Origin of the sequence: Erythrobacter sp. KY5 (assembly GCF_003264115.1) — a bacterium.
Taxonomy (GTDB): Bacteria; Pseudomonadota; Alphaproteobacteria; order Sphingomonadales; family Sphingomonadaceae; genus Erythrobacter.
In genome coordinates, this window is sequence record NZ_CP021912.1 from 3024836 (window position 1) to 3051271 (window position 26436).

The 26436-nt window shown below is 60.1% G+C and carries 14 protein-coding genes; 4 read left to right on the forward strand and 10 right to left on the reverse strand.

Annotated features, from left to right (window positions below):
* The first annotated feature begins 24 nt into the window (after window positions 1-24).
* Both CD351_RS14270 and CD351_RS14275 read left to right on the forward strand, forming a co-directional pair.
* The gene (locus tag CD351_RS14270) at window positions 25-687 is read left to right on the forward strand and encodes a DUF6445 family protein (RefSeq protein ID WP_111993258.1); all 663 of its coding nucleotides are present in this window, start codon (window positions 25-27) and stop codon (window positions 685-687) included.
* Complete coding sequence (locus CD351_RS14275; protein ID WP_111993777.1) at window positions 687-2189, forward strand: tryptophan halogenase family protein; 1503 nt, start codon at window positions 687-689, stop codon at window positions 2187-2189. The genes CD351_RS14270 and CD351_RS14275 overlap by 1 nt, the downstream gene beginning before the upstream one ends.
* Before the next feature lie 40 nt (window positions 2190-2229).
* On the opposite strand, the gene CD351_RS14280 is transcribed toward CD351_RS14275, so the two are convergent.
* From CD351_RS14280 to CD351_RS14305, 6 genes are all read right to left on the reverse strand, one after another.
* Window positions 2230-3813 (reverse strand): sodium/sugar symporter, encoded by a 1584-nt coding sequence (locus tag CD351_RS14280; RefSeq protein WP_111993259.1) that lies wholly within the window; start codon window positions 3811-3813, stop codon window positions 2230-2232.
* 122 nt (window positions 3814-3935) lie between these two features.
* Complete coding sequence (locus tag CD351_RS14285) at window positions 3936-6164, reverse strand: glycoside hydrolase family 3 protein (protein ID WP_234027149.1); 2229 nt, start codon at window positions 6162-6164, stop codon at window positions 3936-3938.
* A 267-nt stretch (window positions 6165-6431) separates the two neighbouring features.
* Window positions 6432-7631 carry an MFS transporter gene (locus CD351_RS14290; RefSeq protein ID WP_111993260.1) on the reverse strand — a complete coding sequence of 400 codons (1200 nt, stop codon included), beginning with the start codon at window positions 7629-7631 and terminating at the stop codon, window positions 6432-6434.
* Entirely contained in the window at window positions 7628-8683 is a 1056-nt protein-coding gene (locus CD351_RS14295; protein WP_111993261.1) for a LacI family DNA-binding transcriptional regulator, read from the reverse strand. The genes CD351_RS14290 and CD351_RS14295 overlap by 4 nt, the downstream gene beginning before the upstream one ends.
* A 24-nt stretch (window positions 8684-8707) precedes the next feature.
* Window positions 8708-9664, reverse strand: a complete 957-nt coding sequence (locus tag CD351_RS14300) for a family 16 glycosylhydrolase (protein WP_234027150.1) — start codon at window positions 9662-9664, stop codon at window positions 8708-8710.
* 171 nt (window positions 9665-9835) lie between these two features.
* The gene (locus tag CD351_RS14305; RefSeq protein WP_234027151.1) at window positions 9836-13186 is read right to left on the reverse strand and encodes a TonB-dependent receptor; all 3351 of its coding nucleotides are present in this window, start codon (window positions 13184-13186) and stop codon (window positions 9836-9838) included.
* 239 nt (window positions 13187-13425) lie between these two features.
* Between CD351_RS14305 and CD351_RS14310 the strand changes: the two genes are divergently transcribed.
* Window positions 13426-14940 (forward strand): tryptophan halogenase family protein, encoded by a 1515-nt coding sequence (locus tag CD351_RS14310; RefSeq protein WP_111993264.1) that lies wholly within the window; start codon window positions 13426-13428, stop codon window positions 14938-14940.
* A 306-nt stretch (window positions 14941-15246) separates the two neighbouring features.
* Here CD351_RS14310 and CD351_RS14315 read toward each other — a convergent pair whose 3' ends face one another.
* The 4 genes from CD351_RS14315 to CD351_RS14330 form a co-directional block, all read right to left on the reverse strand.
* Window positions 15247-19083: a GMC family oxidoreductase N-terminal domain-containing protein gene (locus CD351_RS14315; RefSeq protein WP_111993265.1), complete on the reverse strand. Its 3837-nt coding sequence runs from the start codon at window positions 19081-19083 to the stop codon at window positions 15247-15249.
* The gene (locus tag CD351_RS14320; RefSeq protein ID WP_111993266.1) at window positions 19080-20513 is read right to left on the reverse strand and encodes a metallophosphoesterase; all 1434 of its coding nucleotides are present in this window, start codon (window positions 20511-20513) and stop codon (window positions 19080-19082) included. The genes CD351_RS14315 and CD351_RS14320 overlap by 4 nt, the downstream gene beginning before the upstream one ends.
* The gene (locus CD351_RS14325) at window positions 20510-21760 is read right to left on the reverse strand and encodes a serine hydrolase (RefSeq protein WP_111993267.1); all 1251 of its coding nucleotides are present in this window, start codon (window positions 21758-21760) and stop codon (window positions 20510-20512) included. The genes CD351_RS14320 and CD351_RS14325 overlap by 4 nt, the downstream gene beginning before the upstream one ends.
* 205 nt (window positions 21761-21965) lie before the next feature.
* Window positions 21966-23915 (reverse strand): hypothetical protein, encoded by a 1950-nt coding sequence (locus CD351_RS14330; RefSeq protein ID WP_111993268.1) that lies wholly within the window; start codon window positions 23913-23915, stop codon window positions 21966-21968.
* 165 nt (window positions 23916-24080) lie between these two features.
* Here CD351_RS14330 and CD351_RS14335 point away from each other — a divergent pair, with 165 nt between their 5' ends.
* Window positions 24081-26363: a trypsin-like serine protease gene (locus CD351_RS14335; protein ID WP_162627745.1), complete on the forward strand. Its 2283-nt coding sequence runs from the start codon at window positions 24081-24083 to the stop codon at window positions 26361-26363.
* Window positions 26364-26436: the final 73 nt, after the last annotated feature.

Consider the following 26436-nt stretch of genomic DNA (forward strand, 5'->3'; position numbering starts at 1 on the left):
GACACGCAAATTGGATCATTTTCTTTGCAAAATCATGTATTTGCGTCTGTCGTAAACATCCTGTCATCGCCAACGCAGGTCATCGAAGCTGCAACTTTGCAAAAATTTGCAAAGATCACGCCGCAATATCCCGGTGTCCGCGCGCCGTTGCCGCAAAGTGTCTCGCTCGCATGGCTGAATGAGCTGTCACCGCTCTTGGACACGGCGTTCGGCTCATCGGAGCACGGATGGGAGATGCAAGCCTGGTTCTCGCTAGTCACTGCAGGGCCTGGCGACCTGATCCCGATGCAGCGTTTTCCGCATGTAGACGGGACCGATGCGAGACAGCTCGCGATGATGCTTTACCTGCACGACACACCTCACGGGGGGACCGGATTCTTCCGCCAGCGTTCCACCGGACTGGAAGCCCTGACCGACGCAAATTTTCCACGCTATAGACAGGCGCTCGAGAACGACGTTCGCACCAATGGTCTGCCCCCTCCTGCCTACGTTACCGATGGCGAACCTTATTTTGAGCGCACTCACGTGTGCGAAGGGGCATTCAATCAGGCGTTTTTCTATCGCGGCAATGTGCTGCACTCGGGCCTGATCGACGGATCGGCAGAGTTGTCACCCGATCCCGCAAGGGGCCGCTTGACGATAAACGCCTTCTTCCGGCCTATTGAACAGGCGCAAATGGGATCATGATGAGCAACACCTCTGTTAAAAAACTCGTCATAGTGGGCGGCGGGACCGCAGGCTGGATCACCGCTGCGGCTTTCTCGCGCCTGATGGGACGCGCGTTATCGATCGAATTGGTCGAATCGGATGCGATCGGCACCGTCGGCGTTGGCGAAGCGACCATTCCTCAGATCATCCGCTTGAACACGATCCTGGGTCTTGATGAGCACGATTTCATCAAGCGCACCAACGGCACTTTTAAACTCGGCATCGAATTCGTTGATTGGGGCAAAGTTGGGAGCCGGTATCTTCATACTTTCGGGGACGCAGGCATGAACCTCGCGAGCGTGCCTTTCCACCATTACTGGAAACGCGCCGCTGCGTCGGGTTCGGGGCACAGCCTGTGGCACTATTCTCTGCACCAGCTGGCCGCCAGTCACGCCAAGTTCGGAAAGCTTGACCGCGTCGGCAACACACCGATGACTGGTCTTGCCTATGCCTATCACTTCGATGCCAGCCTCTACGCCGCTTACCTTCGGGCGTATTCAGAGCAGAAGGGCGTGACGCGAACGGAAGGCATCGTACAGTGCGTTGCGCGCGACGGGGAGAGCGGTGACATTACGTCCATCACCCTTGATAACGGCCACGAGGTCGAGGGTGACTTCTTCATAGATTGCACCGGATTTCGCGCGCTGCTTCTGGGTCAGGAGCTGGGCGTCGGGTATCAGGACTGGTCAAAATGGCTGCCGTGCGACAGCGCGCAGGCAGTGCCCAGCGAACGGCTTGAGACGCTCGTGCCGTTTACCCGTGCCACCGCGAAGACAGCTGGCTGGCAATGGCGCATCCCGCTTCAGCACCGGACCGGCAACGGCCATGTCTATTGCAGCGACTTCATTTCGGACGAAGAAGCGGGCGCGGCGCTGCTGGAAGGGCTTGATACAAAGCCACTGGCCGATCCGCGGCCCATCCGCTTCACCACCGGCAGGCGCGAGAAGTTCTGGTCGCACAATTGCGCTGCCATCGGCCTGTCGAGCGGCTTTCTCGAACCGCTTGAATCGACCAGCATCCACCTGATCCAGTCGCATGTCAGCCGCCTGTTGCAGCTCTTTCCGACGAACAATCGATCCGACGTTGAGCGCGCCGAGTACAATCGTCGCTGCGAGGCGGAGTTCGAACAGATCCGCGATTTCCTGATCCTGCACTATCATCAGACCGAGCGGGACGATTCCGAGTTCTGGCGTTACTGCAAGAACATGGATGTCCCCGACAGCCTGACGCACAAGCAGGAGCTTTTCGCGTCCTCCGGGCGCGTTGGTCGCGATGCCGACGATCTGTTTCGCGAGGCGAGCTGGGTGCAGGTAATGCTGGGCCAGGGCGTCGTTCCGCAAAGCCACGATGTAATGGCGAACGGGCTCAGCGATGCGCAGCTTTCGGAATTCCTGCGCAATGTGCGCACTTTGATCGAGCGTGCCGTGGGCACTTTACCGACCCACGAGGACTATCTCGCCCGGCACTGCGCCGCTGGTTAACGCGCACGGCCTTCGGGGGCGGCAAGCGCCCCCGAACACTTTACCAAAGCCAGACGTAAAGCCCCACGAGGATCGCCACCGTGATCGTAGCGAGCGTGTTGAACAGCGTGCTCGTCGCAAAGGCCATGTCCGACAGATTGACTGTGCGGTCTTCGTCCGGCTTCGCCGTAACACGCGACACAACCATCGCTGCGACGATGCCGACCATGAAGACAATCCAGATACGGACCACGAACGGCAGTTCCGGGAAGGCCGCATTGACCACGAGGTTGAGTGCAACCGATCCGATCAGGGCGGTGAAGGCACCAGCGGTGTTCGCACGCTTGTCGAAGAAGCCGAGCAGGAAGACGATCACGATGCCGGGCGCGATGTAGCCGGTATATTCCTGAACCGTCTGGAACGCGCTTTCGAACCCGCCAAGGAACGGCCGCGCCAGAACAAGCGCAATCACCATTGCGGTGAAGGCGGCTAGACGACCTACAGTGACGTAGTGAGTCTCCGCCTCGTCAGGCTTCCAGCTGCGATAAAGGTCCATCGTGAAGATGGTCGAGATAGAGTTCATCATCGATGCAAGCGACGAGACGATCGCCGCGATCAGCGCCGCAAAGACCAGTCCGCGTAGACCAGCCGGTGCAAAGCCCATCAGCTCGCCATAGGTCCGGTCCGATGCCTCGTTGAGAGCATCGCCATTGAGCAGGCCTTGCTGCGCAAGGATCACCGCCGCGATGCCAGGAATGACAACGATAAAAGGCACCAGCAGCTTGAGGAAGGCAGCAAAGGCGAGGCCCTTTTGCGCTTCGCCAAGGTTCTCTGCGCCAAGAGCACGCTGGATGATGTACTGGTTGAAGCCCCAATAGCTGAAGTGGAGCACCCACAGGCCGCCCAAAAGCGTCCAGATACCCGGCAGCTTGTCGTAGCCCACATCGTCGGTGTCGAGGATCATTTCGAAGTGCCCAGGCATCTCTTGCATGAGATAACTGAAGCCAGCGACCGCCCCATCAGCAGGCAGCGCATCGAGCGCAAACCACGTGATCGCAAGGCCGCCAATGATCAGGATAACGACCTGAATGATGTCGGTAAGCGCGACAGCCTTCAGACCGCCATACAGGGAATAGAGCGCGGCAAATCCGGCCAGTGCCATCATGGCAGGCATCACGCCCCAGCCGGTCAGCGTGTCGATGGCAAGACCGCCAAGCCAAAGCACCGCCGTGAGGTTCACTGCGGTGTAAAGAGCGACCCAGAAGACGCTCATCAGGTTCTTCACGCCTGCGCCGTAACGCTGCTCGAGGAATTGCGGCATCGTGTAGATGCGACGCTTGAGGAAAATCGGGAGGAAGTACTTGGCGACGATCAAGAGAACGATGGCCGCTTGCCATTCATAGGCCGCAATCGCGATCCCGATGGCAAAACCTTCGCCTGACTGGCCGATGATCTGTTCAGCAGAAATGTTGGAGGCGATCAGCGAGGCACCGATCGCCCACCACGGGAGCGCGCGACCAGCGAGGAAGTAATCCTCGGTGTTCTTGTCGTGGCCCTTTGGCTCGCGGCTCACATACAGAGCGATGCCGAGAAGCGCGAGCGCGTAGCCCGCGATGATGATGATATCGATAGTCTCCAGCGTCATCGCTGCTTCACTCCCCAATGCGCGCGAGTTCTTTCACGCGCGTCGTATTTCCCCATGACTGCGAACTAGCACGCGGCGCGGTCTTTCCCAGCCACGCTCGCGCACATGTCCTCAGCTATTCCCTAGAATGAGCATTCCGTACCTTCTGGCAGCGCGCTGCGCGAGATCTGCGCGATCGAGAATTGCAGCGGCGCGTTCGTGGTGATGGTGAGGCCATCGCCAAATTCGCCAAGGCACGCCTCGGTCAGGACCATTTCGCGCCATCCCTTGCCAGCGGCAACCGTCATGCGGCGCGTCACGTCCTCGGTCCGCTCGCCGCTTGCAATGGTCACGGTGCCTGCGGGAGCGGCGGGCAGGTTGTAAGTGATGATGTAAGCGCCCTCGCCTTCGCCAGCGACGGTGAAGCTTGAACCCGGTCCGAATGTCAGCTGGCGCGCATCTTCCTGCCGGTTGCGGTCGATACCGCGAGCAACGAGACCCCCGCCTTCACCGCGCAGGTTCGGCAAGTCCGTCCCGCCAGCACTTGCGGTGATGCCGGCAGACAGGCGACCATTAACAAACCAATCGGCAGCCGGAGCGCCATCCAGGAAGCCGCAGCTTTCGCTGAGGTCGCCCAAGGGGGCAGTGTCGTCGAGCGAACGGCCATAGCCAAGCGCGAACAGAGCGCCATCCGGGCCATTGAGCGGATTCCCCTCGCAGCTTGCAGGCCAGCTGAAGGATAGCTTGCCCGTGGCAGCCCTCTCGCCGAACAGAATGTCAGCAACGCCCGCGCCTTCACTGCCCGGAAGCCATGAGGCAACAAATGCGTCGGATGCGTTCAGTTCGCGGTTCACCCACATGGGACGGCCCGAAAGGAACACCGATACTGTCGGGATGCCTAGCTCTTCGAATTTGCGTAGCAGGTCGAGGCCCTCGCTATCCGCGAAGATCAGGTTCTTCCGGTCGCCAGCAAATTCTGCGTAAGGCTCTTCGCCAAAGACCACGATCGCAATGTCGGGGCGCTGGTCGAATGTGCCATCTGTCGAAAGCGTTGCGCTGCCGCCGCTTTCTTGCGCCGCTTCCTCGATCCCTGCCCAGATCGAGGTCGCTCCCGGGAAGTAGTCGTTGGTCAGCTCGCGACCGCCTTGCCAGGTGAGCGTCCAGCCGCCAGCGGCCTGCGCGATGCTGTCCGCGGCGACACCGGCAACGAGGATATCGGAGCCCGGCTTCAAAGGCAGGACCCCGTCATTCTTGAGGATCACCTGCGACTTGGCGACAGCTTCACGAGCAACAGCGCGGTGCGGCGCCATGCCAAGCTTGTCGTATTCACCGGCATTGGGCCGCGCCGAGGGACTCTGAGCATCCGGACCCAGCAGTCCGGCACGCTGCTTGATGCGAAGGACGCGGGCAACCGCCTCATCGACGCGCGCTTCGGGAATAGTGCCATCGCGAACCTGCGCTACCAGCGAGGTGTGCAAGGCGACAGCATCGTCTGGCACCATGTAGATATCGAGCCCTGCGATAAGCGCCTGCGGGCAGTCGGAAACAGTGCAGCCAGCAATCTGCCCGTGGCCATTCCAGTCGCCGACCACCAGTCCTTCAAAGCCCATCTCGCCGCGAAGCACGCCCGTGAGCAAAGCTTCGTTCCCGTGCATCTTTGTGCCATTGATTGAGTTGAAGCTTGCCATGATGGTTTCGACACCGGCCTCGATCGCGACCGGGTAAGGAACCGCGTGGATCGCCTTGAGCGCATCGATGTCACCGTTGACGTCGCCCTGGTCGACACCCTGATCGGTGCCGCCATCGCCAAAGAAGTGCTTGGCGGTTGCGATAACGCGGCCTCGGCCGAGGTAATCCTCGGCGCCTTTCTTGCCCTGCAAACCTTCGACGAGTGCAGCGCCCATTTGTGCGACCAGATCGGGATCTTCGGAATAGCTTTCGTAAGTACGGCCCCAACGGTCATCGCGCGCGACCGCAACGGTCGGCGAGAAGTTCCAGTCGATCCCGGTCACCTCGATCTCTGTAGCGGTTGCAGCCCCGATCTGCCGGACAAGGTCCGCATCGCCGGTTGCGCCAAGGGCGATGTTGTGCGGGAAAATTGTCGCCTGAACGACATTGGTGTGGCCGTGAACGGCGTCTGTGCCCCACATCGTAGGGATGACAGGCTCACCATCTGGCAAGGGTTGCGTCGATGCGTCCCACATCTCGTCCGCGAGGCGCAGCCATTGCGATGCGGGCGCAAATTCGTCGCCGTAAGGGCCGCCATTGCCCCCATTGAGATAGCTGCCCCAGCGATACTCTTGCATCTCTTGTGCATCGAACGAATTGATTTGCGGCTGGATCAGCTGCGCGACCTTGCGCTCCAGGCTCATGCGCGAAACCATGTCCGCAATCATGTTATCTGAAGCGGAGGGCGCGGCTTGCGTTGCTGTTGCAGCTACGGGCGCGCTGCTCGCAGATTGAAGGCTGCCTTCGCCACATGCAGACAAGGCACCAAGGCTAACGGCGTTGACCAACGCCAGACGGAAATTCAGTCGCATTGTAAGGCAAGCCCCTCCCAAAGGCTCAATGATTCTGCGCTCGTTGAGAACGTTATCAAGATACTACATCTCGGCCTCCGAAATGCAAGTATCTAGCCACTATCGACGCACACGAAGCGCAGCGAGCAGTGCGGCGGCAAGCAGCGCGAATCCCGCGAACAGCCCGAAAAGCGCAGCAAAACCAAAGCTTGGTACAAGCGTCAGCGTCAGCCATGGCATAACGATGGAGGGGACGGTATTGGTGAGATTGAATATCCCCATGTCGCGTCCACGATGACGAGGCTGCGGCAAGACACGCAAAGTTTGCGCTGTGTGGAGCGACAGGAAGATCGAGGCGCCGATCCCGAACACCACATAACCCGCGATCGCAAGTTCAAGACCCGTTGCAACCGCCATCGTTCCAAGCCCGAGCGCAGCAAGGACCGCGCAAAAGCTCAATGGCAAGATCGGTCGGCCTTCGCGGTCCGACCAACGTCCTGCGGCAAGTGCAAGCGGGACCGACATAACCAGCACCATGCTGAAAATATTGGCGGCGGTGTTTTCGTTGAAGCCTTCAACAATCGAGCGAAGCCAGAACAGGAGGAAAGCAAACAGGCCCGCCTCTGAAATTTGGATCAGGAACCGGGCCAGCCACATGCGCGCGACGGTAGAACGGTCACTAAGCTCGCGCACCGTTTCCACCTCCTCGCGACGTGGCTGCATCAGTTGGGGGCGAACTCTGCCCCGGCCAAGAACAATCACCGGGCTCATCAGCAAGACGACCAGCAGCGCCACCACTTCCAGCCGCAAGCCCGTAGGCACTAACATCTCGAAAGTGACAAACGATCCGGCAATGGCTCCCAAAGCAGGCGCGAGGGAGAGCGCTCCGCCAAGCGAGCCTTTCTGCTCGTCAGGAAAACAGTCGCCTGCCCACGCGAAAAGCGGCGAGAGCATCATATTCAACGCGACCTGCCAGAGCATCGTGAAGATGATGAGTTCGCTCAGACTGCTTGCCTGATCTATCGCAATCAGGAGCGCGCTTGACCCAATGAGGCCTGCGAGGATCCACGGAAGGCGCGAGCCGCTGCGATCGCTGAGCATGCCGATGGCGATGTTCGCTACACTCGCCATGACGGCGCCGTAGAAGGTCACCTGCGCAAGCGCGGGGACGTCCTCCGAACCTGTCAGCTCGGTGATCTTGAGCGGAAGCAAAACCGTCAGAAGCGGCACATAAGCGATCGAGCCGCCGCCTGCCGCAAGCGCAAAGAGAGCCAGGAACCAGAGCGGCTGGCGTTCTGCAGTGGGTTGAGACGTGCTCAAGCTGACCTTGGAGCAGGACCTGTGGAAGCGCGCTCGACCAAGGAGGCTTTGACGTCGATCACACCGCCCTTGTGATCTTGCCCTTTCAGCGTGATGAGCTTCTCGACAGCAAGCGAAACGGTTTCGGCAATGGGCTGATCGACGGCTGTGAGTGGCGGCTGCGAAAACCTGACAATCGGCGTGTTGTCGAACGAGATCAGAGAGATGTCGCGCGGCACATGCATTCCGCGATCACGTACCACTTCTAGCGCGGCAAGGGTCATCTGGTCGTTGCTGCCGATGATCGCGGTCATTTGCGGATTGCGGTCGAGCAAGGCGCGCGCGGCCTGCGTGCCGGACTCGTAGCTGAAATCTCCGCGCTCGTTGAGGCCATGAATATCGAGCCCATGCTCGCTCATCGCGCGTTCCCAACCCGCGACGCGCCAGCCAGACAGGCTGTATTCGCGCGGACCTGCGATTATGCCGATGCGCTTGTGCCCCAATTCGATCAGGCGCTTGGTCGAGGTGTAAGCCGCTCCCTCATCACCCATCGTCATCGGGATGCCGGGTTCCTCGCGGTTCGAGCCGATGCGAGCAAACGGCACGCCGCGTTTTTCCAGCAACGTGGTTATAAGCGGGTTTTCCGAGTGCGGCGGGGTCAGGATGACACCGTCCGGCTGCAAGGCCGCGATGGTGGCTGCAAGCTCGCGCTCGACATGGTCGGCGTGCGTATCGACCAGTTCGACCATCATCCGGTAGCCATGTTTTGAGCATGTGAGGATACCGCCCAGAAGCATCTGGTCGACCCAGTCGGTCCCTTGCCGCTCGCGCCAGTCGGCAAGAGTGCGTTCGCGGTCGTTGATGGCAAGGATGATGTAGGAGCGCGAACCGCTCATGCGCTGCGCGGCAAGCGAAGGCACATAACCCAGCCGATCAATCGATGCCTGCACCTTGTCGCGCATTTGCGGGCGCACATTGGGCCCATCGTTTATGACACGGCTCACCGTTTGCAGGGACACGCCTGCATCCTCCGCAACCTCGCGGATGGTGACCGATTTGTGGCCTCTGCCCATTGCGATGCCCGTCCTTAGCTTCGCCTATTTAATGCAGGCGCGCCCCGTCCCCGGGTCGCTCCCGCATTGGTAAACTCTGATCCAGTCGACCTCGAATTGAGCCGGAACGCTTTCAGGTGCAAGCCCCTTTTCGTTGTCGCGTTCAGGCCATCGCCCGCCTACTGCCAGATTGGCCATAACATACATCGGCTGGTCAAAGGGAGCGTTGGCATTGCCTTCGGCCTTCGGCGAACCTGTATCCCAATCCTCTGGCGTGAAGACGGCATGCACCCGATCGTTCACGAGGAAGCGTATGATCCCCTCGCCCCACTCCACCGCATAGACATGAAAGCCGTCGGAGGGCAGCGAGTTATCGGGAAGCGCCGTCTTGCTGTCGACATAGCGGTTGTTCGGGGGAAGATCGCCGAAATGAAGCGCGCTGACAGTGCGGTTCTCGCCGACATCGCCGTCACATTCGTCACAATCTGCGCCAATATTGACAGCTTCAAGAATGTCGATCTCGCCCGATAGTGGCCAACGACCATAGTGATCGTCGGCCGGCATCATCCAGACGGCTGGCCACATGCCCTGCCCGCCCGGAACCTTCGCCCGCGCTTCGATCCGGCCATAGCGCCACGCGTGAAGGCCGCGCGTGCGAACCTTGCCCGACGTGTATCCTTGCGTAACTTGCGGATTGGGGTCTGCGGCAATTTCAGGCGGACGATCAGGTCCGGTGAAGGTCTCCTTGCGCGCTTTAAGCAGGAGAACGCCATCCTCGACCGCGATGTTCTCTGGCCGGTCGGTGTAGCATTGCCGCTCATCATTGCCGCCGCCCCAGCACGATTGTTCCGGTGTCCAGTTGGTGCGGTCGAGGCCGTCGCCATCGAATTCGTCCGACCAAACCAGCTCCCAGCCCGCCCCTTCGAGCGGTGCGACCACGGTCTGTGTCGCGTCGCCTTGCGACGCATCCGATGCTGCGCAAGCTGTAAGCAAGCCGGCCAAAACTACGGCAGCGCTCCTTCGTCCCATTCGCTTCATGTCATTCCCCTGCGTGCGAATTCCAATGCGTCCAGCGCCCGAGCAAGAAGAGGGGACTTTGCCCCCTCAAGCAAAGCCCCCTCTTACCCTCACCCGAGATACTCAAGCGAGCATTCGGAAGCTTCGACAAATCCCCTAGAAGTCGAAGCGGGCAAGGAACGTGAAGCGACGGTCGTTGCGGAACGCCGAACGCGTGATGCGTGTGCCGTCGAAATCGACGACCTGACTGGTCTCCGTCACCTCGTCGAGCAGGTTCACACCTTGCACGCCGATCTTCAGCTGGTCCGTAACCGAGTAGAAGATGGACGCGTCGAGCTGGCCCGTCGATTCCTGCCAGATCGGCGAGAACGGGAAGATGTCGTCGCGTGGTGTGATAAGAAAGGCCGATCGCCAGTTGTAAGCGGCGCGAGCCGAGAACTTGCTGTCCTCATAGAACACCGTAGCGTTGAACGAGTTCTTCGAAATGCCGGCGAGCGGTTGCTGACCAACGAACGCGCCACCGCCCAGATCACCCGTCGTTGACGTTACCGAGGGTTGGCCGAACTGTGCCAGATCCGGGTTCGAAAAATCGCTGCCATCCACATAGGTGTAGGTGAATGCGGTACCGATGTTTCCAAGCGGTCCGGGCAGGAAGTCGTAGACCTGCTGGTGCGTGATTTCGAAGCCCTTCAGCGTGCCGTCCTGCGAGTTGACCGGCCCTTGAACAGCCACGTCGACCGTAACGGCAGAACCCGGATAATCGACCCGCGAGAACCCGGTGTCGATGAACCCGCTGACATCCTTGGCAAAGACCGAGAAAGTCAGCTGGCCGACTTCGGCAAAGTACCACTCAACCGAAAGGTCGTAATTCCACACCTCAACCGGCAGCAAATTGCGGTTTCCGGTGCTGAGCGTGAACAGTGGCCCGCTGGCAAGGGCGCCGCTGCCGGCATTGGCAAGCGCCACGGTGTTGTCCCCTATGCCGCCCCCGGCGCGGAACAGCTGCAGATCCGGACGCGAGATGTTCTTCGAGGCCGCGGCACGGAACAGCAGGCCATCACCTACATCTAGACGCGCGTTGAAGCTCGGCAGCCAGTGATCGAAAGTGATGTCGCGATCGTCAATCAGCACTTCCCCGGTGAACGCTGCGGCAAATTCAGCCACGCGCTCCGGAGAGAGCTGGCAGATTCCCGCCAGGCTGATCGGCGCTGCGCCGCCCGTGTTGCACCCGGCGGTCACTTCGGAAGGCTGGACGACACCGTCGCCATTGCCCCCGCCTACGACGACGCCGTTTTCGATCACAGGAGTGTCAAATCGGCCCGGATCGGGGAAGCCGATGCGACCGATAGTCGAAATCTCGGTCTCGACATAGCGCAGTCCGATGTTGCCGGAAAGTTCCCAGCCATTGTCGAAGTCCATACCGTAATCGACGCGGCCATAGGCGGCCTTGGTCACTTCGGTCACGACCGATACTTCGCCCGGGCAGAACACGCCTTCAATGTCGCAAGGCAGGATCTCGCCGGTCACTTCATCAGGACGGAAACGGTTGTTCACGCCATAATTGAAGCGCTCAGGCGATTGGCTGAACTGCTGAACTTCCTCGACCTGCGTGTCTGTCAGGCCGCTCAGATATTCGCCAAGAAAATCATCGCCGCCAAAGAAGAAGGCCGCACCGTTCTCGATCGGCAGCGGCGCGTTGCCGCGCTGGAAATTGTCGCCAAATGGGTTTCGGTAGTTCGAGAAGGCGGGGAACTCGTCAACATAGGCACCGCCAGCAATCGCAAATTCCTGGCCGGGAAGACCAGTGAAGAAACGACCCGGAATAAAGCCGTTCCCAAACGGGCCAGGCCCGCTTGCACCACAACCCGGGCCTTCGCCCCACGGCAGACAGCCCGCGCGGCCGGCCCAAGGCGCCGAAAGATTGCCCCAGGTGCTGAAATTGGTGTTGCGGGTCGTGCGATCACGCTCGGCCCAGCGGGCACCGAAGCGCGCCGCCTTAAAGAAGCCGTCGTCGCTGATGTCGTACTCTGCGTCGAAGCGAAGGCTGTCGAGATCGCCTTCGTTGAGCTCGCGGCTGTCGAGAGCGAACCAGTAATAGGTGTTGAGACCCGAGGTAAAGTAATCCGCAGGAGCGCCCTGCGGAGCGAGGAACTGAACCGATGGCACCGAACCTGTGAGGTCGAGAGCAATATCGGCCCACGTCGACATCGCGCCGAACACCGAATTGCGTTCCAGATCAGAAGTGATCCGTTGCGCTTCGAAGTTGATGCGGAAGCGATCGGTGATGTTCCACTTTACGTCGAGCGAGATGTCCTCGGTCCTCGTGTCGAGCGCACGCTCGAAGCGCAGCGAGTCCAGTGGTAGACCACCTCGACCGAACGGGTTGGCATAGGCATCACCCTGACGCTGGCTCAGAATACCGCTCTGAAAGATGCCGTTCGCGTCGTACTGGAACGAGGTGCCATTCAGCGGCTCAGGGAAAAGACCCTCGTCATCGACTCGGGCGAGAAGCGCAAATTCTTCAGTCTGGAATGTTGCATCCGCGCGCAAATATTCGACTGTAACAACGAAATCGCCAGTGGGGTCTTCATACTGAAGAATGCCCGAGAACGCTTCACGCGTACGATCCAGATCGGTCGTGCGCAGACCGGCACCTTTCGGCACAAGGACGGAGCCAGCCGGCGGGAAATTCGACGGATCGAAGTTGGGATCGCCAACGAAGCCGCCCGACCCGACCGACAGCGGACGGATGCACGGTCCGCTCAGCGAGGCGTCGCGATAGCAAGGGTCGGTGACTTGCGAAGCGTCGGTGCGGCTTTTGAGCTCGGAATAGGCGTAGGAAGCCTGGATGCCAAAGGTGCCGGCGCCGGTTTCAAACGTGTTCGAGCCCAGAACCGAGAATTCAGGCGACCATTCTTCACGAAGATCACCGTAGTTCGCGCCAATGGTGCCCGCGATCCTCAACCCGCTGGCGTCGAGCGGCTTTCGGGTAACGAGATTGACCGTACCCGACGGCCCGCCTTCGATCATGTCAGCGGTGACATTCTTGAACACCTCGACGCGACCGAGAAGCTCGGGTGAGACATCGTTGAAGTTCAACTCGCGCCCGCCAGTCGCCGAGAAAATGTCGCGGCCATTCAACTCCGAACGCGCAAAGGGAAGACCACGAATGATGACGCCGGTGCCCTCCACCGAGAAACGGTCAGGATCGGTGGTCTTTTCAAAACGGCCGATCGTGACGCCCGGGATACGCTGAAGCGTTTCTGCAACCGACCGGTCAGGCAGAGCACCGATGTCTTCCGCCGTGACAGCATCGACGAAAGTGTCCGAATCGCGCTTGATGTTCTGTGCGTTTTCGAGCGAGGCACGGAAGCCTGAAACGATGATCAGGTTTTCGGTGTCCGCCACGTCGGACGCGATCTGCTCATCCTCATCAGCGTCATTGTCTTGCGCATATGCCGGCATGGCAGCGGCCATCGAAATGGCGAGGCCGGATGCGGTGCTCAATGCAAAAAGACGCCCTTTGGGCGCAATTCGACCGGTGTTCATTTCTAGGTATCCCCTCCGAAAAATCGCATGCGGGCTTTGTGCCGACAATTCGATTGACAGATGGCTACCTTATTTTGTTAGCGTTCACAAGAGCTGCAATAAATCGTTCACAATTGCTGTGGCCTCCATGCCACAGAATAGAATTTGGCACGGGTGCGGCGTGTCTGTTACGCTGCCGGTCGGGGATAGAGGAATACATGACAATTCAACACATCGTGATCGTCGGCGGAGGGACCGCTGGCTGGATGGCCGCAGCGGCCCTGTCGCGGCTTAAGTCCGGCAGGAAGCTGGACATAAGCCTGATCGAGTCAGAGCAAATCGGCACAGTCGGTGTGGGCGAGGCAACGATTCCCCCTTTTGTGGGCTTCAATGATCTGCTCGGCATTCCGGAAAGCGAACTGCTGTCCAACGTGCAGGGCACATTCAAACTGGGGATCCAGTTCGAAAACTGGGGCAAGCGCGGTGACAGCTACATCCACCCGTTCGGCGCCTATGGGTACACGATGGGAGGCATCTCCTTCCATCATGTCTGGCACAAATTCGCCGAGGAAGGCGACAATCGTCCGATCCAGGTCTTCAATGTTGAAACCATGGCCGCTTACTTCGGAAAGTTCATGCGCAGCGAGGACTATCAGAAGCAGCGCGACGACCTGCCGCCGATCAACTACGCTTACCACCTCGATGCCGGGAAATACGCCGCTTTTCTTCGCCAATATGCCGAAAGGCGAGGCGTTATCCGGCACGAGGGTAAGGTCAGCGACGTCTCCCTCGATGGAGAAACCGGCTTTGTCACCGGCCTCACGCTCGACGATGGGCGCTCGCTTGAAGGCGACCTCTTCATCGATTGCTCAGGCTTTCGCGGGCTGTTGATCGAGCAGGCGCTCAAGACCGGATATGAGGACTGGACCCATTGGCTCCCATGCAATCGCGCCGTCGCACTGCCTTGCGGACGCGATGATGGCAGCCCTCCCCCGCCCTTTACAAAGGCAACCGCACACAGCGCGGGCTGGCAATGGCAGGTCCCGCTGCAGCACCGCAATGGCAATGGCCATGTCTATTGCAGCGACTTCATGGAAGACCAGGAAGCGCTCGACATCCTGCTCGGCAACATCGCGGGCAAACCTCAGGCGGACCCCAATTTCCTGCGCTTCACAACTGGGCGCCGCAAGAAGTTCTGGAACAAAAACGTCGTTGCGCTTGGTCTTTCAGCTGGCTTCATGGAGCCGCTCGAATCAACGTCGATCCACCTCATCAACACCGGGGTCGACAAGCTCCTGTCGCTGCTTTCGCTCGACGGAGTGACGCAAACGCAGGAGGACACGTTCAACCGGCTCACAGGCCGTGAGTATGCGCGCATTCGCGACTTCCTCATCCTTCACTATAACGCGACCAGCCGCGACGATTCTGGTTTCTGGAACTATGTGCGAACCATGGACGTGCCCGAAACGCTCACCGAGAAGGTCGAATTGTTCAAGGCGAACGGCCAGATCTTCCGCGAAGAAGATGAACTGTTCACCGAAACAAGCTGGGCAGCGGTGATGATGGGACAGGGCATCGCGATGCACGGCCACAATGCGATGGCCGACTCGCTCGATCCGGTCTCGACCCGCAAGGAGATCGACGAGATGGAGCAATCGATCCGTTTCCTCGTCCAGCATATGCCGGGACATGGCGAATACCTGTCTCGTTACTGTCCGGCCAAGGCGGCATAGACCCAACCAGTTTTAACCCGCGCATACACATGCAAATTTTTGCATTTTTTGTTGGTAACGTTATCAACTTTGACGGAAGGATGTGTAAAGTGTCGAGGACACGGGAGCCTCACGAACAGGCGCACCGGGCCGAGTTCTGGCGGCTCTCATGGGCCTCGCATTTGTAACCTCGCCACAGATCGCTGAGGCAAAAATGACGAAACGCTCGAGCCGCTCGACGCGGAGCTTGAGGTTTACTTCCGCGGAACGACACAGGAAGCCGACCTGGGACCAGTATATGTCTTCATGCGGGAGAGCGCGCAGTAATCAAGCGATCCTGCGCGCTTCGCCAGTTCGATCATCCCACCCGGTCATCCGGTCGAGCCGTTCCAGCTCTTCGAGCAAGAGCGGCATGACCTCACGGCTTGCATTGCGGCCGATGAAGAGGTCCATATGCCCGTAATCCGGCACAATTCGCTGGCGATAAAGGTCGCGGCCATTGTGCTCTGACAGCCAGACGCGCGTGCGCTGCCCGCTCTCCGGATAGAATATCTGGTTGGTTGCACCTGACAGGAAGGTAATCGGCAGCGCAAGACGCCGCGCGGCGTCCTCGTCGGTGTAGATCGCTTTGCCATCGGCGTTCACCGCCAGCCCCTTGTGCATGATTTCGCCCAGATGCTTGAAGGGAGAGAGCGACACGCGGCTGAACATGCTGCCTAGCGCCAGATGGGTATCATGACCCAGCTGACGGTGATCCCAGCTTGGACCGAAAGTGCCGAAGACGCGCCGACAGGTCGGGTTCTTGCACTCCTGCCCCTCCGGCACGGGTATCTGGTAAGCGACCGCGTCGATCTCGTAGTCGGCCTCCGTCCCCTGGCTCACGAAATCCATATGCCCGTCGAGCAAAGAGATTTCGCCCAGCACGCCAGCGATACCCAGATCGGCCTTCATGTAATTGAGCCAGTCGGTTACAGGGTGCAGCGTCAGCTGCGAACTGATGACCGATCGCACATGGCTGACCCAGCCGGCACCAATACCCATGAGGAGGCTCATCGACCCGACGCAATGAGCCAGTGCCTGAACGCTGTGCGCGCCAGTGACTTCACGGATTATCGCGATGGCAGCTGGCCAGTCGTATCGCGCAATGTCATCGATGTTGAACTCGGGTGGATGCTCAGTATCGTTGCCCGCATCCTCGCTCGCGCGGTAGTCGAACAGCCAGACGTCATATCCTTGCGCCACAAGGCTTTCACTGAGGTTTTCATCGACCGTCGGTGTCGCAAAGCTAGACGCACGCACCGAAAAACCCGGAGCAAGCACAATCGGCCCGCGCGAACCGCCGCGATATCGGGTGAGCCCAATATTCACGCCGTCTTGCGTAGGCACGATATGGCGTTCGGCACTCGGCAAGCGAAGATCGCGCAGCTTGAGCTCTGCGGCGTCTGCCTTGGCGAAGTCGTTCAGCGTCGCCAGCATTCCGCCATACGCGCGGAACACGGTCATTGCGAAAAACCCGGCATATTTGGCCTGGAAGTAGGTCTCGATCGCTTTCTTCGCGCGCGGGATCAGGCCGACGATATGCCCGACCAGCGTATCGGCATCGTGCACGGTGATAGTGGTCAGCTGACGCATGAATTCGTCAATGCCCAGCTTGAGCACGCCGCGCCCGATCAGCTCCCCGCTTTCGTCCTCGCCATGTCTCAGGGTCACGAACAAGGTGGTGAGATCGGTCCAGGGGTCGGACTTTCCGCTCCCCGCGCCGCGCTGCTCCAGCGTCTTGAACCCGTGGAAATGGACAGGACCCTGCGGTCCATCAAGCACCATGTCGTAGAGCATCTTCCAGCTCTCGGCCTTGTCGGGGTCTGCGACGAGCAGGCGGAAGGTTCCTTCGCGCACCGGCATAGGTTCAGGAGCGATGGCGCTCACCAGGACTTCTCCGGTGATTGCCGAGCGGTGCTCGCGCTCCTCGATCATGCGGTGCAGGTTCTGGGTGGTGACAGTCAGCTTGAAACTGCACTCCCCACCCTCGGCTTCACCCCACGCCGCGCCATTGGCATAGTCGTCCCGAATGCGTTCTGCATGTCCGCAGGGGCGATGATGGCAGCCTGTGGCGCTGATATGTCCCGCCATAGTCTCGGTAAAGGATAGCCCCGGGCTCATCGCTTCCGGGTGCTCCTTCACCAGGTTCCGGATCGCGGCTTTGCCCTCCTCGATTGCGCCCTCTTCGAAGTGCTTGCCAGCCTTGGCGACAGCGTCGGCTACAGGCCCGATTGCGTGACCCGCGACCCATTTCGCGATCCCGAGCTTGAGGTGGTCGTGATGAGGCATCGGCTTGCTCTCGCCCGGTTCCACCTCTTCAATGACCGGCGGCGGAAGTTCGGACTCCTCACCGAGCGCGTAATCGATTGTCCACCCCTCACGCTGAGCCATCTTCTCCACCGCGCGCTCTGCCACGGCGGTGATCGTCAGCAGCGGATTGACGCCTACAGCGCCCGGAAGCGCTGCTCCATCGCAGACATAGAGTCCGTGGTGAACGTCGGTCCCCTCCGAACCGGCATAAACGCGGCAGCTGTCATCGACGACGCCGCTGCTGGCATCGTCGCCCATGCCGCACCCGCCGATCGGGTGCACGGTTATGAGCTTGCGGCCAAGCTTGTCTGACCAAAGCGGGTCGGTGAAGTACTGCGCCTCGATCGCTTCTGCCGCCTCGCGCATTTTGTCATCGTCGTGGCGGAAGGTCTTTTGCTCGCCGGCATGCGCCCAGTTTATCGTGATGCGGTCGTCCTCAAGGGCAAGCGATCCGCCAGAATCGTCGACGCTCATCACGAGATAGGTTTGCGTTCGCGACATCGGCCCCTTGTAAGCCCAGTCGGCGATGCTGCCCGGATCTGTCTGCACCGCCTCGCCCATTGCTTTTGCGTCGAGCAGTCGCGGTTTCACCTGATCGAAACCGAAGCGTGTGAACCCGTCGGCCAGGGCCTCGCCGAAGAAGAACGCAGGGCCGAGCGCGGCTGCGATGATACCGGGAGCTGCGCCCTCCTCAATCACCAGGCCTTGAGTGACGTCCTCTGCATCGCGCATGTCGATGATGCCGGTGATGCAGGGGCCGGGATAGGCTTCCTCGCTTACATCATTCGTGCCGACGCCCAGCGCGTAGATCGGCTGAGGCATGACGACGTCGCCTTCCTTTTCTGTCTTGTAGTAGCTGTCATAAGCAAACCCGAGCGCATCGCCGTTGCCGGAGAAGCGCTTGCCCAAACGGTTCGACAGCGAAAGCCCCTTTTCGCGCGAGCGCAGCAGGATTTCGGTCGACCCGATAGCGCCTGCGCCCAGTACGACGTGGTCGGCGGTGATTGTCGTTGCCTCGCCGGCGGATCCTTCTGCGTTGTGCTCGACATGGACGCGCCATTGTTCGCCGTCGCGCTCGATCCAAAGCACCTTGGCCTGCGTGAAAATCTCCGCGCCGTGATTTGCCGCATCGGGCAGGTAATTCATCAGGGTCGTGTTCTTTGCCCCGACATTGCAGCCCGAGGTGCAATCGCCGCAATTGGTGCAGGCAGGCTGAGGCACGCCGAACTTGTTGGTCTTGTCCTCGAATGTGACGTTGATCGGCGTCTTGTAGAACCGTTTGCCCATCACCTTGGCCGAATGCTCCAGCGCATCGAGCTTGCCGAGCGCGGGATAGGTATCGGGATAGGGATTGGGCGAAAGCATCTCTCGCGCACGCTCGTAATAGGCGTCGATCGCATGAGGGTTTTCGCGGAAAGCTGCAGGCCAATGGGCCTGGTCGAGTAGGCGCTTGTCGAGTTCGAGCGAGACATTTGCGTTGATCAGCGAAGTGCCCCCAAGGCCGCAACCGACTAGCGCGTACTGGTCATCGTTCACATGCACTTCGAACAAGGCGTCCGGCGCACCGATGCGCCCACCCTTGGCGTTGAACTGCACCGCGCCCTGCGCGTCTGCGAGCTTGTTGGGGTATGCGCCGGGAAGTATCTCCTTGCCCCGCTCAAGCACGCACACGTCTTTGCCCGCTCGCGCCAAACGCGATGCCGCGACCCCTGCTCCATAGCCCGAGCCGACGACGAGCACGGTGTAATGCACTCTGGCCTCAGCAAGCGGTTTTGCGATGCGTTTCTGGCCGTATGATGGGATTGCCTGGGTCATTCTGCCGCCTCCCGCAGCTGAGTGTTGGAGCGTTCGAGCAACTCGCGGGTGCGTTTGTCCGCCTCCTCGATGATGCGGGCGTGGACCAGGCGCGAGAAATCCGCCCAGCTTGCAGAGGCGCGATCGACCGCCTGCGATGCTTCCTCGACCAAACGACTGACGCGCCCGCTTCCCTCGACCCGGACCGGGGCGATGGTGCCGTCGGTGGGATCGTTGAAGAGACGCAGGGAAGCGACTTCCAGAGTGTCGGACACCAGCATCGCAGCACAGCCCTGCACCGGCATCAGCGTCGGCTCGTCGAGCACCCATCCTCCGGTGTTGAAGACGGCAACCGGCAGGCCGAAGCCATCGACCTTAAGCTCGTCCTGGAACGGCTTGTGAGTATGCCCGAAGATGAAGGAAAGCTCGCGCGGGCGCTCTGCCAGCTCGTCATCCATCGCTCTTGCAAGCGGAGTGCCGATGTACCAGCCAAGATCATCGATCTCGTCTGCCCCGAGCACATGACCGTAGCCATCGCGCTGACGCTCTGCGGTGCGGCCCGCTGTGATGTCGATGCCTGCGCGGATAAGGTTATCGAGCGTGACCCCGTATTTCAGCGGCATCTTGGGATTGATGCCCATCTTGGTATGAAGGCCGCCAGTGATCCGGCGCGCGAGACCTTCTGCGAAATCGTGGCTCGCGCCAGCGCTGAGCATCGTTTCGTAAAGAGAGCCAACTTCCCCGCCGACATCGCCGGCGCTTCCAAGGTCAGACCAGAGGAAGTCGATCCACGGGCCGTTTTCTTGCTCAAGCTGGCGCATGGTCGAGGGGCGCGGATCGCTGTCTTCGAGAAACCCGCGCACATTCGAAAGCGAGCGGTACATGCCATCGAGGTAATGACCGTGATGCATAACGACAGCCCGTCCGCTCTCGCGATCGGAGATACCCCAGTTTGGATAGGCAATTCGCACCGAAGCTCCGGTCAGATGCGGGCGATGCGCGATGAGCGATTCCATCAAGCGGCAACGATGGCGCGGCGTGCCGAAAACAGCCGTCACTGCCTCAAGATCGCCCGGCAACTCGCCGCTCTGAAGCGCGGTGACGAAGCCATGATCCTGCGCCATGCGCCACAAGTGGTGATCGTGATTGCCTGCGATGTAGATAATCTCGCGCTGGAAGAGCTCGGGCCCTTCCTTAGGAAAGAAGGCGTCGAGCAATTGCAGGAAGCTTTTCGACACATCCCCGAATGGCGAAAGCCCCAGATCGAGAGCATCGCCGAGGAGGACCAGCTGCGGCTTCACGCCCCCCATGGTCTCTCCTATGGCTGCGGTGAAGGCGCGCAGAACTTCTGAAGGTCCGTCCGCGATTGCTCCTGCACCATCGATGTGAGTGAGCAGGCTGTCTCGTGCACCCAGATGGATGTCAGAGAGAACGACGTAACGAACGCTCATTTTTGGTTCTCCAGACAGGAATAGAAGGCATCGCGCACGAGCTTTTCGCGCGGATCATCCCACTTGCCGGTGCCAAGCTGGTTGGTGATCCAGGCGTAAGAAACGCCGTCTTCGGGGTCGCAGAAGGCGAGCGAGCCCCCGACAGCGAAACTGCCAAAGGCGCTGCGCGTTCGGGCGAACTCCCACTGGCTGAACGGTTTTTCAAAGCCGTAGGAATAATACATGTCGGCGGTCAGGATCTGATCCTTGAGACCCTTGCGCGGATAGGGGTGACCTTGCTTGAGCGTCGCCATGACTTCAGACGTCACGCCCAGCGACGCCCCGCCCTGCGCAAAGGCATCGTAGAGCCGCGCCAGCCCGCGCGCCGACGCCATTCCGCCAGCAGCTCCCTGTCCGACGCGCCAGAATTCCTCGTTATCCAATGCACCCGGACCTTCGAGCACGAGCGGATTGTTCAGCGTGCGAAAGGCCAGCGTTCCCGGCACGCACATCTTGAAGGTGAGCGGCCATGGCATCGTTGTGTGGTGAATGAAGAGGTCCTGCATTCCGAACCCTTCGATCCGGGCAATGCGCCTCTGATCGAAGCCTTCAGGCAGGCCCACAAAAACATCCGCACCAAGGGGGGCGCCGATCTCTTCATTGAAAAACTCGGGCAGTCGGCGGCCTTGAGGATCGCGACGATGAATGATCTCGCTCGCGATCCAGCCTAGTGTGTAAGCATGGTTTCCGGAATAGTCGCCTGGCGCCCAGTTGGGCTTCTGCCGCGCAATCGCGGCGCAGATCGCCTCTTCATCGCCGAGCCTGTCGACTGCGAGCTTGTAATCTATTGCTGCAAGCCCGGCCTGCTCGGACAAGGCCTCGCCAACCGTTACATCGCCTTTGCCGTGGGCGGCGAATTCGGGCCAGATATCCGCGACACGCTCGTCATAAGAGAACAGGCCCCGCGATGCGGCAACAGCGGCAGCCATGCCGGTGAGCCCCTTAGTCAACGAGTAGACCAATGCGATCGTATCGCTGGCCCATGCCTTGTTTCGTTTGGCGCTGTTCCAGCCGCCATGCAGATCGACCACAGCTTCACCGCGGTGCATAATCGTGCAGGCAGCACCCAGAGCACTTCCGGAAATGATCGAAGCTTCAAAAGCGTGAGCGACGGGTTCAAAACCGTCAGCAACAAAACCTCCAATTGTCGGCGGAAGCTTCTCACCGCGCACATCCGTGTGCAGAAACGGACTCCTTGATACCTGCATAATGAGTCCCCGTTTTCGCGATGGCCAAACGCCACGCGCCTCGATTACAGGGCTAGGGCAGAATGGTTAATTACGAGTTAGGGGAGTTCACTCAATAGACTTATCTGAAGTGAATTCGGCTGACTTATACTTACCAGAGACAGTCAGGTTTTATTGCCACCGCGCTTTAGTGGCTGATATCGAAGTATTCGCTGAAATGCTGCGATTATGCGGGAAGGGCGAGATGCTTGGCTCCGTAGACAGCCTGCCAGCTCTCGATTTCCTCTACCACGATATCGTCGATCGCGCGGACAAGATCAGAGGCGACGTGATAGGTGAGGCGCTGCTCGTCGCCGCTCAAAAGCAGGACGATCCTCTCCTCGACATCGGCCAGTTTTGCGACCGTTACGCGAGAGATCGATGAAAACCGCTCAAAGTCGCCAAAGTAACGGATGCCCGCAAGGTTTGCGCCAATGGTTGGAAAGGCCACTCCGAGGAAGGTGAAAAGCTTCGCCGTCGCGTAGGGCCAGCCAGCAGGCAAGACGCCGGCAAGCGCGCCAAGCTCAATCAGCAGGTAGATCGAAACCGACACCACGGCGGCGAGAAATCCCCATTCAGCGGTCTTGTCGATCCGGTGGTGCACACGGTGCAGCTGCTCGGCCTTGGCTGCATGGTATTGGCGCTGCCCCCGAACGTGGGGAAGCACGACGTTCGAGAGGACGCGGCGAAGATAAGCGCGATCGACGCGCGCTTCTGGCAGGCCAGCATCGCGCAAGGCATCGCGGACATATCGCTCGGGCCATTGCGCCGTCTCTGCCCGTGGCCAGCGCGCAATTGGGCGAGACACCCCCATCATCAGGATGCCGGGTGCAAAGCGCAGATACTCAGCGACGCGCCGTGTCTCGAACCAGCGACGATGCCATGCCCTGCGCGCCCCGGCATAAGTGATCGAAAGGATAAGAACGAGCAGCGCCAGCTCGATCGAAGCGAATATCCATTTATACTTCGCCAGATCGAACGGCAGGTAGGCAATTCCGGCAATGATCGCCAGGGCCGAGAGGATGAAGTTGAGCGACATTCCGCTGCGATAGGCATCGGATAAACGGCTCGACACTGCATCGGCCCATGCGAACATGGGCAACAGGCTGTCACGGATACGGCTGTGCAAATGCTTGTCCGCACCCAGCAATTCCTGCGCCGCGTCGACGACTGATGCGGCTGAACCGTTCGCAATGTCTTCAGGAGATTCGTAAGCGGCTTTCGTGGTGCCGGACTTGACCGATCGCCCCCCAAAAAACGCTTCGATGCGGCGATAAAACCCGAAGAAAAAGCCAGCCTTTGGGCGCCACTTTTCGCGGTCGAGCGGGTCCATGCTGTCACCATCAAGCCCCAGCGATGTGCGGACAAGAGTATCGAGCCGATCACCGTCGGGATTGCCGTCGCCCTGCTTGCGATGCCCCAGTTCCTCAGGCCGAACGAGGATCGACCAGCCTTGCGGCATCGCAGGGTCTATCACGAGAACAGGCGTTCCCTGTTCCAGCGCGTGCAGGACCGTATGACCCGTGCCACCGGGCAAATCGGTCATCTTGCCATCCCAGACCGCGATCAAAAGATCGCATCGCTCGATCATCACACGGCCCGCGAGGGCAACATTGTCTGACGCAAGAGCGGCAAAACGATGCGCCGCACTTTTGTTGGCAGGTTCATCGAGAGTTTGCTCGAAGACCGCGCGTATCTCCTCATCGCGATCCGCAATCTGGAAGACATGCGCCCGGTCCATCAGACCGCGAATTGCGGCGGCGCGGCGTTCGACTTCGGGATCGCCGGGCCGTTCGCCTCGTGCGAGAGCTCGCACATCACTGGCACTTGATGCGCCCGCATTGATCGCAAGGTTCAGCTCTGCGCCAAATGGCAGCGGTGCAATCAGCGACCAGTCACGCTCAAGCGCGAGATGGGCTGCGACCTGATCGACGCCGCCTGCAAGCAGGCAGTGCAACCGGACTGGGCGAACCAGATCAGCATCCGCGCGGCGCAGGCGATCAAACCGGTCGAACAGGTCTGACAGGACGGCCCTTACCTCCGCCTCATTCGCTTCGAGTGAAGCGTTGTCGGGACGGTGTCCGGTAATCGCAAGCGCCAGATGCGGCTGCCAGGGAGCGAACGCTTTTGGGTTCATCAGTGCTTCGCTTTTTAACCCCTGTTGCCGCCCGAAATGCAGCCAGCCCGTATAATGGCTGGCCTTTCCTTACCGTCCGATCATCGCGAGGCACAACCCCGTAGCGGTTGACACCCCCAAATGCGAAGCGCAGCCTGTTTCGACGCGTGGGGGAGGATGCAAGGTATGCATCGAAAATATGCGAGCGCATGGCTGGTTGCGGCAATCATGGTGGCACCGTTTGCCGCGCATGCGCAAACGGTTGAGCCTGAGCTCAAGCAACCCAACGATACGCCCATCGCGAATGTAGACTATGAGCGGATCGCAACTACCAAGGCGCCGGTCGACAAGTCGGAGGATAGACTGCGCGATGAAGCCGCGACCTTTGCGGCATTGCAACAGGCTTGCGCAGCAGAAGAAATCGCGTCCTGCGGCAATTTGGGCAAGGCATATGAGCGCGGTGAAGGAACGCCGCAGAACCGCCCGATCGCGGGGATCCTGTTGAGCGAAGCATGCGACGCCGGCGATGCCCGCAGCTGCTTGGGACTAGGAGAATTGCTACTCGCCTCACGACTAGAGCAGCCTGGCAAGCGCGCTTTCACGGCGTTCAGCCGCGCCTGCGAATTGGACTCGCTCGATGGCTGCGCAAGTGTCGCTCGCGCCTATCGCAAGGGTGATGGCGTGGAACAGGATGTGGTGCGCGCGAACGAACTAGCGCGCGCTGCCTGCGATAAAGGCGGCGGGCTTGCATGCCGTGACATCGCGGACCAGATCGCCTCAGCTGACACTGAAAACCTGCGAGTTGACGAACTCGTTGCGCTCTACACACGTGCTTGTTTTGCCGGGGATGCATGGTCCTGCAGTAGCCTGCCGAGCTATTCAGGCTTTGACGATGCGCTGCCTTCCCATCCCGGCAAGGCGGAGCTGTTCGAGCGCGGCTGTCAGCTCGACGATGCGTTCTCGTGCATTCGGCGCGGCGAGATCGCGTTGTCCGCTGACAGCGGATATCGCAACTTCCCGGCAGCGATGCCCTATTACGACCGGGCCTGTTATCTGCAGCCGGATCGCTTGTGCTGGGGGGCGCAAGTCCTGCGCCAAGAACCGATTGAGTCTGACGCCTGTCAATTCGGTGACAATTCGGCTTGCGCAAGGCTGGCTGAGATCTACTACCGGCCCAACACTCCGTTCTACGACCCGGAATTGGCTCAGGCCTATTACGAATATGCCTGCTATGCCGGGGCGACCGAAGCCTGCGCACAAGCGGGGCAGTTGGTGCTCGATGAATCTGGCCCCCTCGATGCCGAGACGGTTTATCAGGGCATCGCCTATCTCGAACGCGGTTGCGCGGCAGAGCATCTGTTTGCCTGCTCTCAGCTTGCCGAGCATCTCGAACGAGGTGAGATCATCGCCCGCGACATGGCGCGCCATTACGAGCTTTCGCTGCGCCTGTGCGATGCGAATTGGGGCAGGAGTTGTCAGGATCTTGAGAACGCCTTCGCAACCGATCCCGACGCCCCATTAACGCAGGCCGGTATCCGCTACCCCGCCCCAGTCGAAGAAGGCGACACCGATTGGATGGACCCATACCTCACCGATCAGGAGCGAGAGGACAGGCGAAATCGATGCGCTACCAGCGAAATCGAGTTTCGGGGCACAGTCTACACCGACACCGTCTGCGTCCCGCAGGAACTGGTCATTGGCGGCAGGAGTTTGCAGCCCGGTGCCGCGCCTTGGCAAGCCTTGATCTGGCGTCCTGAGCGTGGATTTGGAATCGACCTCAATGAAAGCCAGCGCGTGCTATGTGGAGGATCGCTGATAGCGACCGGGTGGATACTGACTGCGGCGCATTGCCTGAACGATGATGGAGGGCTGATCGAAGGTCGCGGTTATACCGTGAGGCTGGGCGTCCACGATCCACACGAACGGCAGGGTTTCTCCTATCCGATTGTTCGCGTCTATGATCACCCGCTCTATGATCCAGATACTTTCGCGTACGATATCGCGCTGATCCGCTATAACCCCGGTGCCGGCCGACGCGAAGGTCCGGTCAATTCGATCACCAGCATCGCCATCGATCAGCAAACTATGCAGGACCGCGTGATCCGCCGGGGTGCGCCGGTTTACGTCTACGGTTTTGGGCGCACACAATTGAACGATGCGTCAAGCACGGCATCGCTTCAGAGCGCCAGGCTGTTGCTTGAATCCCAGGCACGCTGCAACAGCATCACCGAATTTCCACGCGAGCAATGGAATACGATGCTGTGCGCTGCCGGCCCTAATCGCGAACAGGCATGCAAGGGCGACAGCGGCGGCCCTCTTATCACTTACAGCGACGAGGATCGGAGGCCTCGCGTGATCGGGGTGGTGAGTTCGGGGCGCTCATGCGGTCAAACCGGCGAAGCAAGCCGCTACACGCGTGTCGCGGCAGCGCGGGACTGGCTCGACGACATGCTGGGCATCATGCGCTGATTCGTTTGCCAAAGTGAAAAGCAAAGGGCCCGGCTCAGGATGACCTGAGCCGGGCCCTTGGTTCGGTATTGTG

Coding starts and splice junctions, on each gene's coding strand:
- CD351_RS14275 (WP_111993777.1), top strand. CDS start 687: ATGAGCAACACCTCTGTTAAAAAACTCGTCATAGTGGGCGGCGGGACC.
- CD351_RS14280 (WP_111993259.1), bottom strand. CDS start 3,813: ATGACGCTGGAGACTATCGATATCATCATCATCGCGGGCTACGCGCTC.
- CD351_RS14285 (WP_234027149.1), bottom strand. CDS start 6,164: ATGAGCCTGGAGCGCAAGGTCGCGCAGCTGATCCAGCCGCAAATCAAT.
- CD351_RS14295 (WP_111993261.1), bottom strand. CDS start 8,683: ATGGGCAGAGGCCACAAATCGGTCACCATCCGCGAGGTTGCGGAGGAT.
- CD351_RS14310 (WP_111993264.1), top strand. CDS start 13,426: ATGACAATTCAACACATCGTGATCGTCGGCGGAGGGACCGCTGGCTGG.
- CD351_RS14315 (WP_111993265.1), bottom strand. CDS start 19,083: ATGACCCAGGCAATCCCATCATACGGCCAGAAACGCATCGCAAAACCG.
- CD351_RS14320 (WP_111993266.1), bottom strand. CDS start 20,513: ATGAGCGTTCGTTACGTCGTTCTCTCTGACATCCATCTGGGTGCACGA.
- CD351_RS14325 (WP_111993267.1), bottom strand. CDS start 21,760: ATGCAGGTATCAAGGAGTCCGTTTCTGCACACGGATGTGCGCGGTGAG.
- CD351_RS14330 (WP_111993268.1), bottom strand. CDS start 23,915: ATGAACCCAAAAGCGTTCGCTCCCTGGCAGCCGCATCTGGCGCTTGCG.
- CD351_RS14335 (WP_162627745.1), top strand. CDS start 24,081: ATGCATCGAAAATATGCGAGCGCATGGCTGGTTGCGGCAATCATGGTG.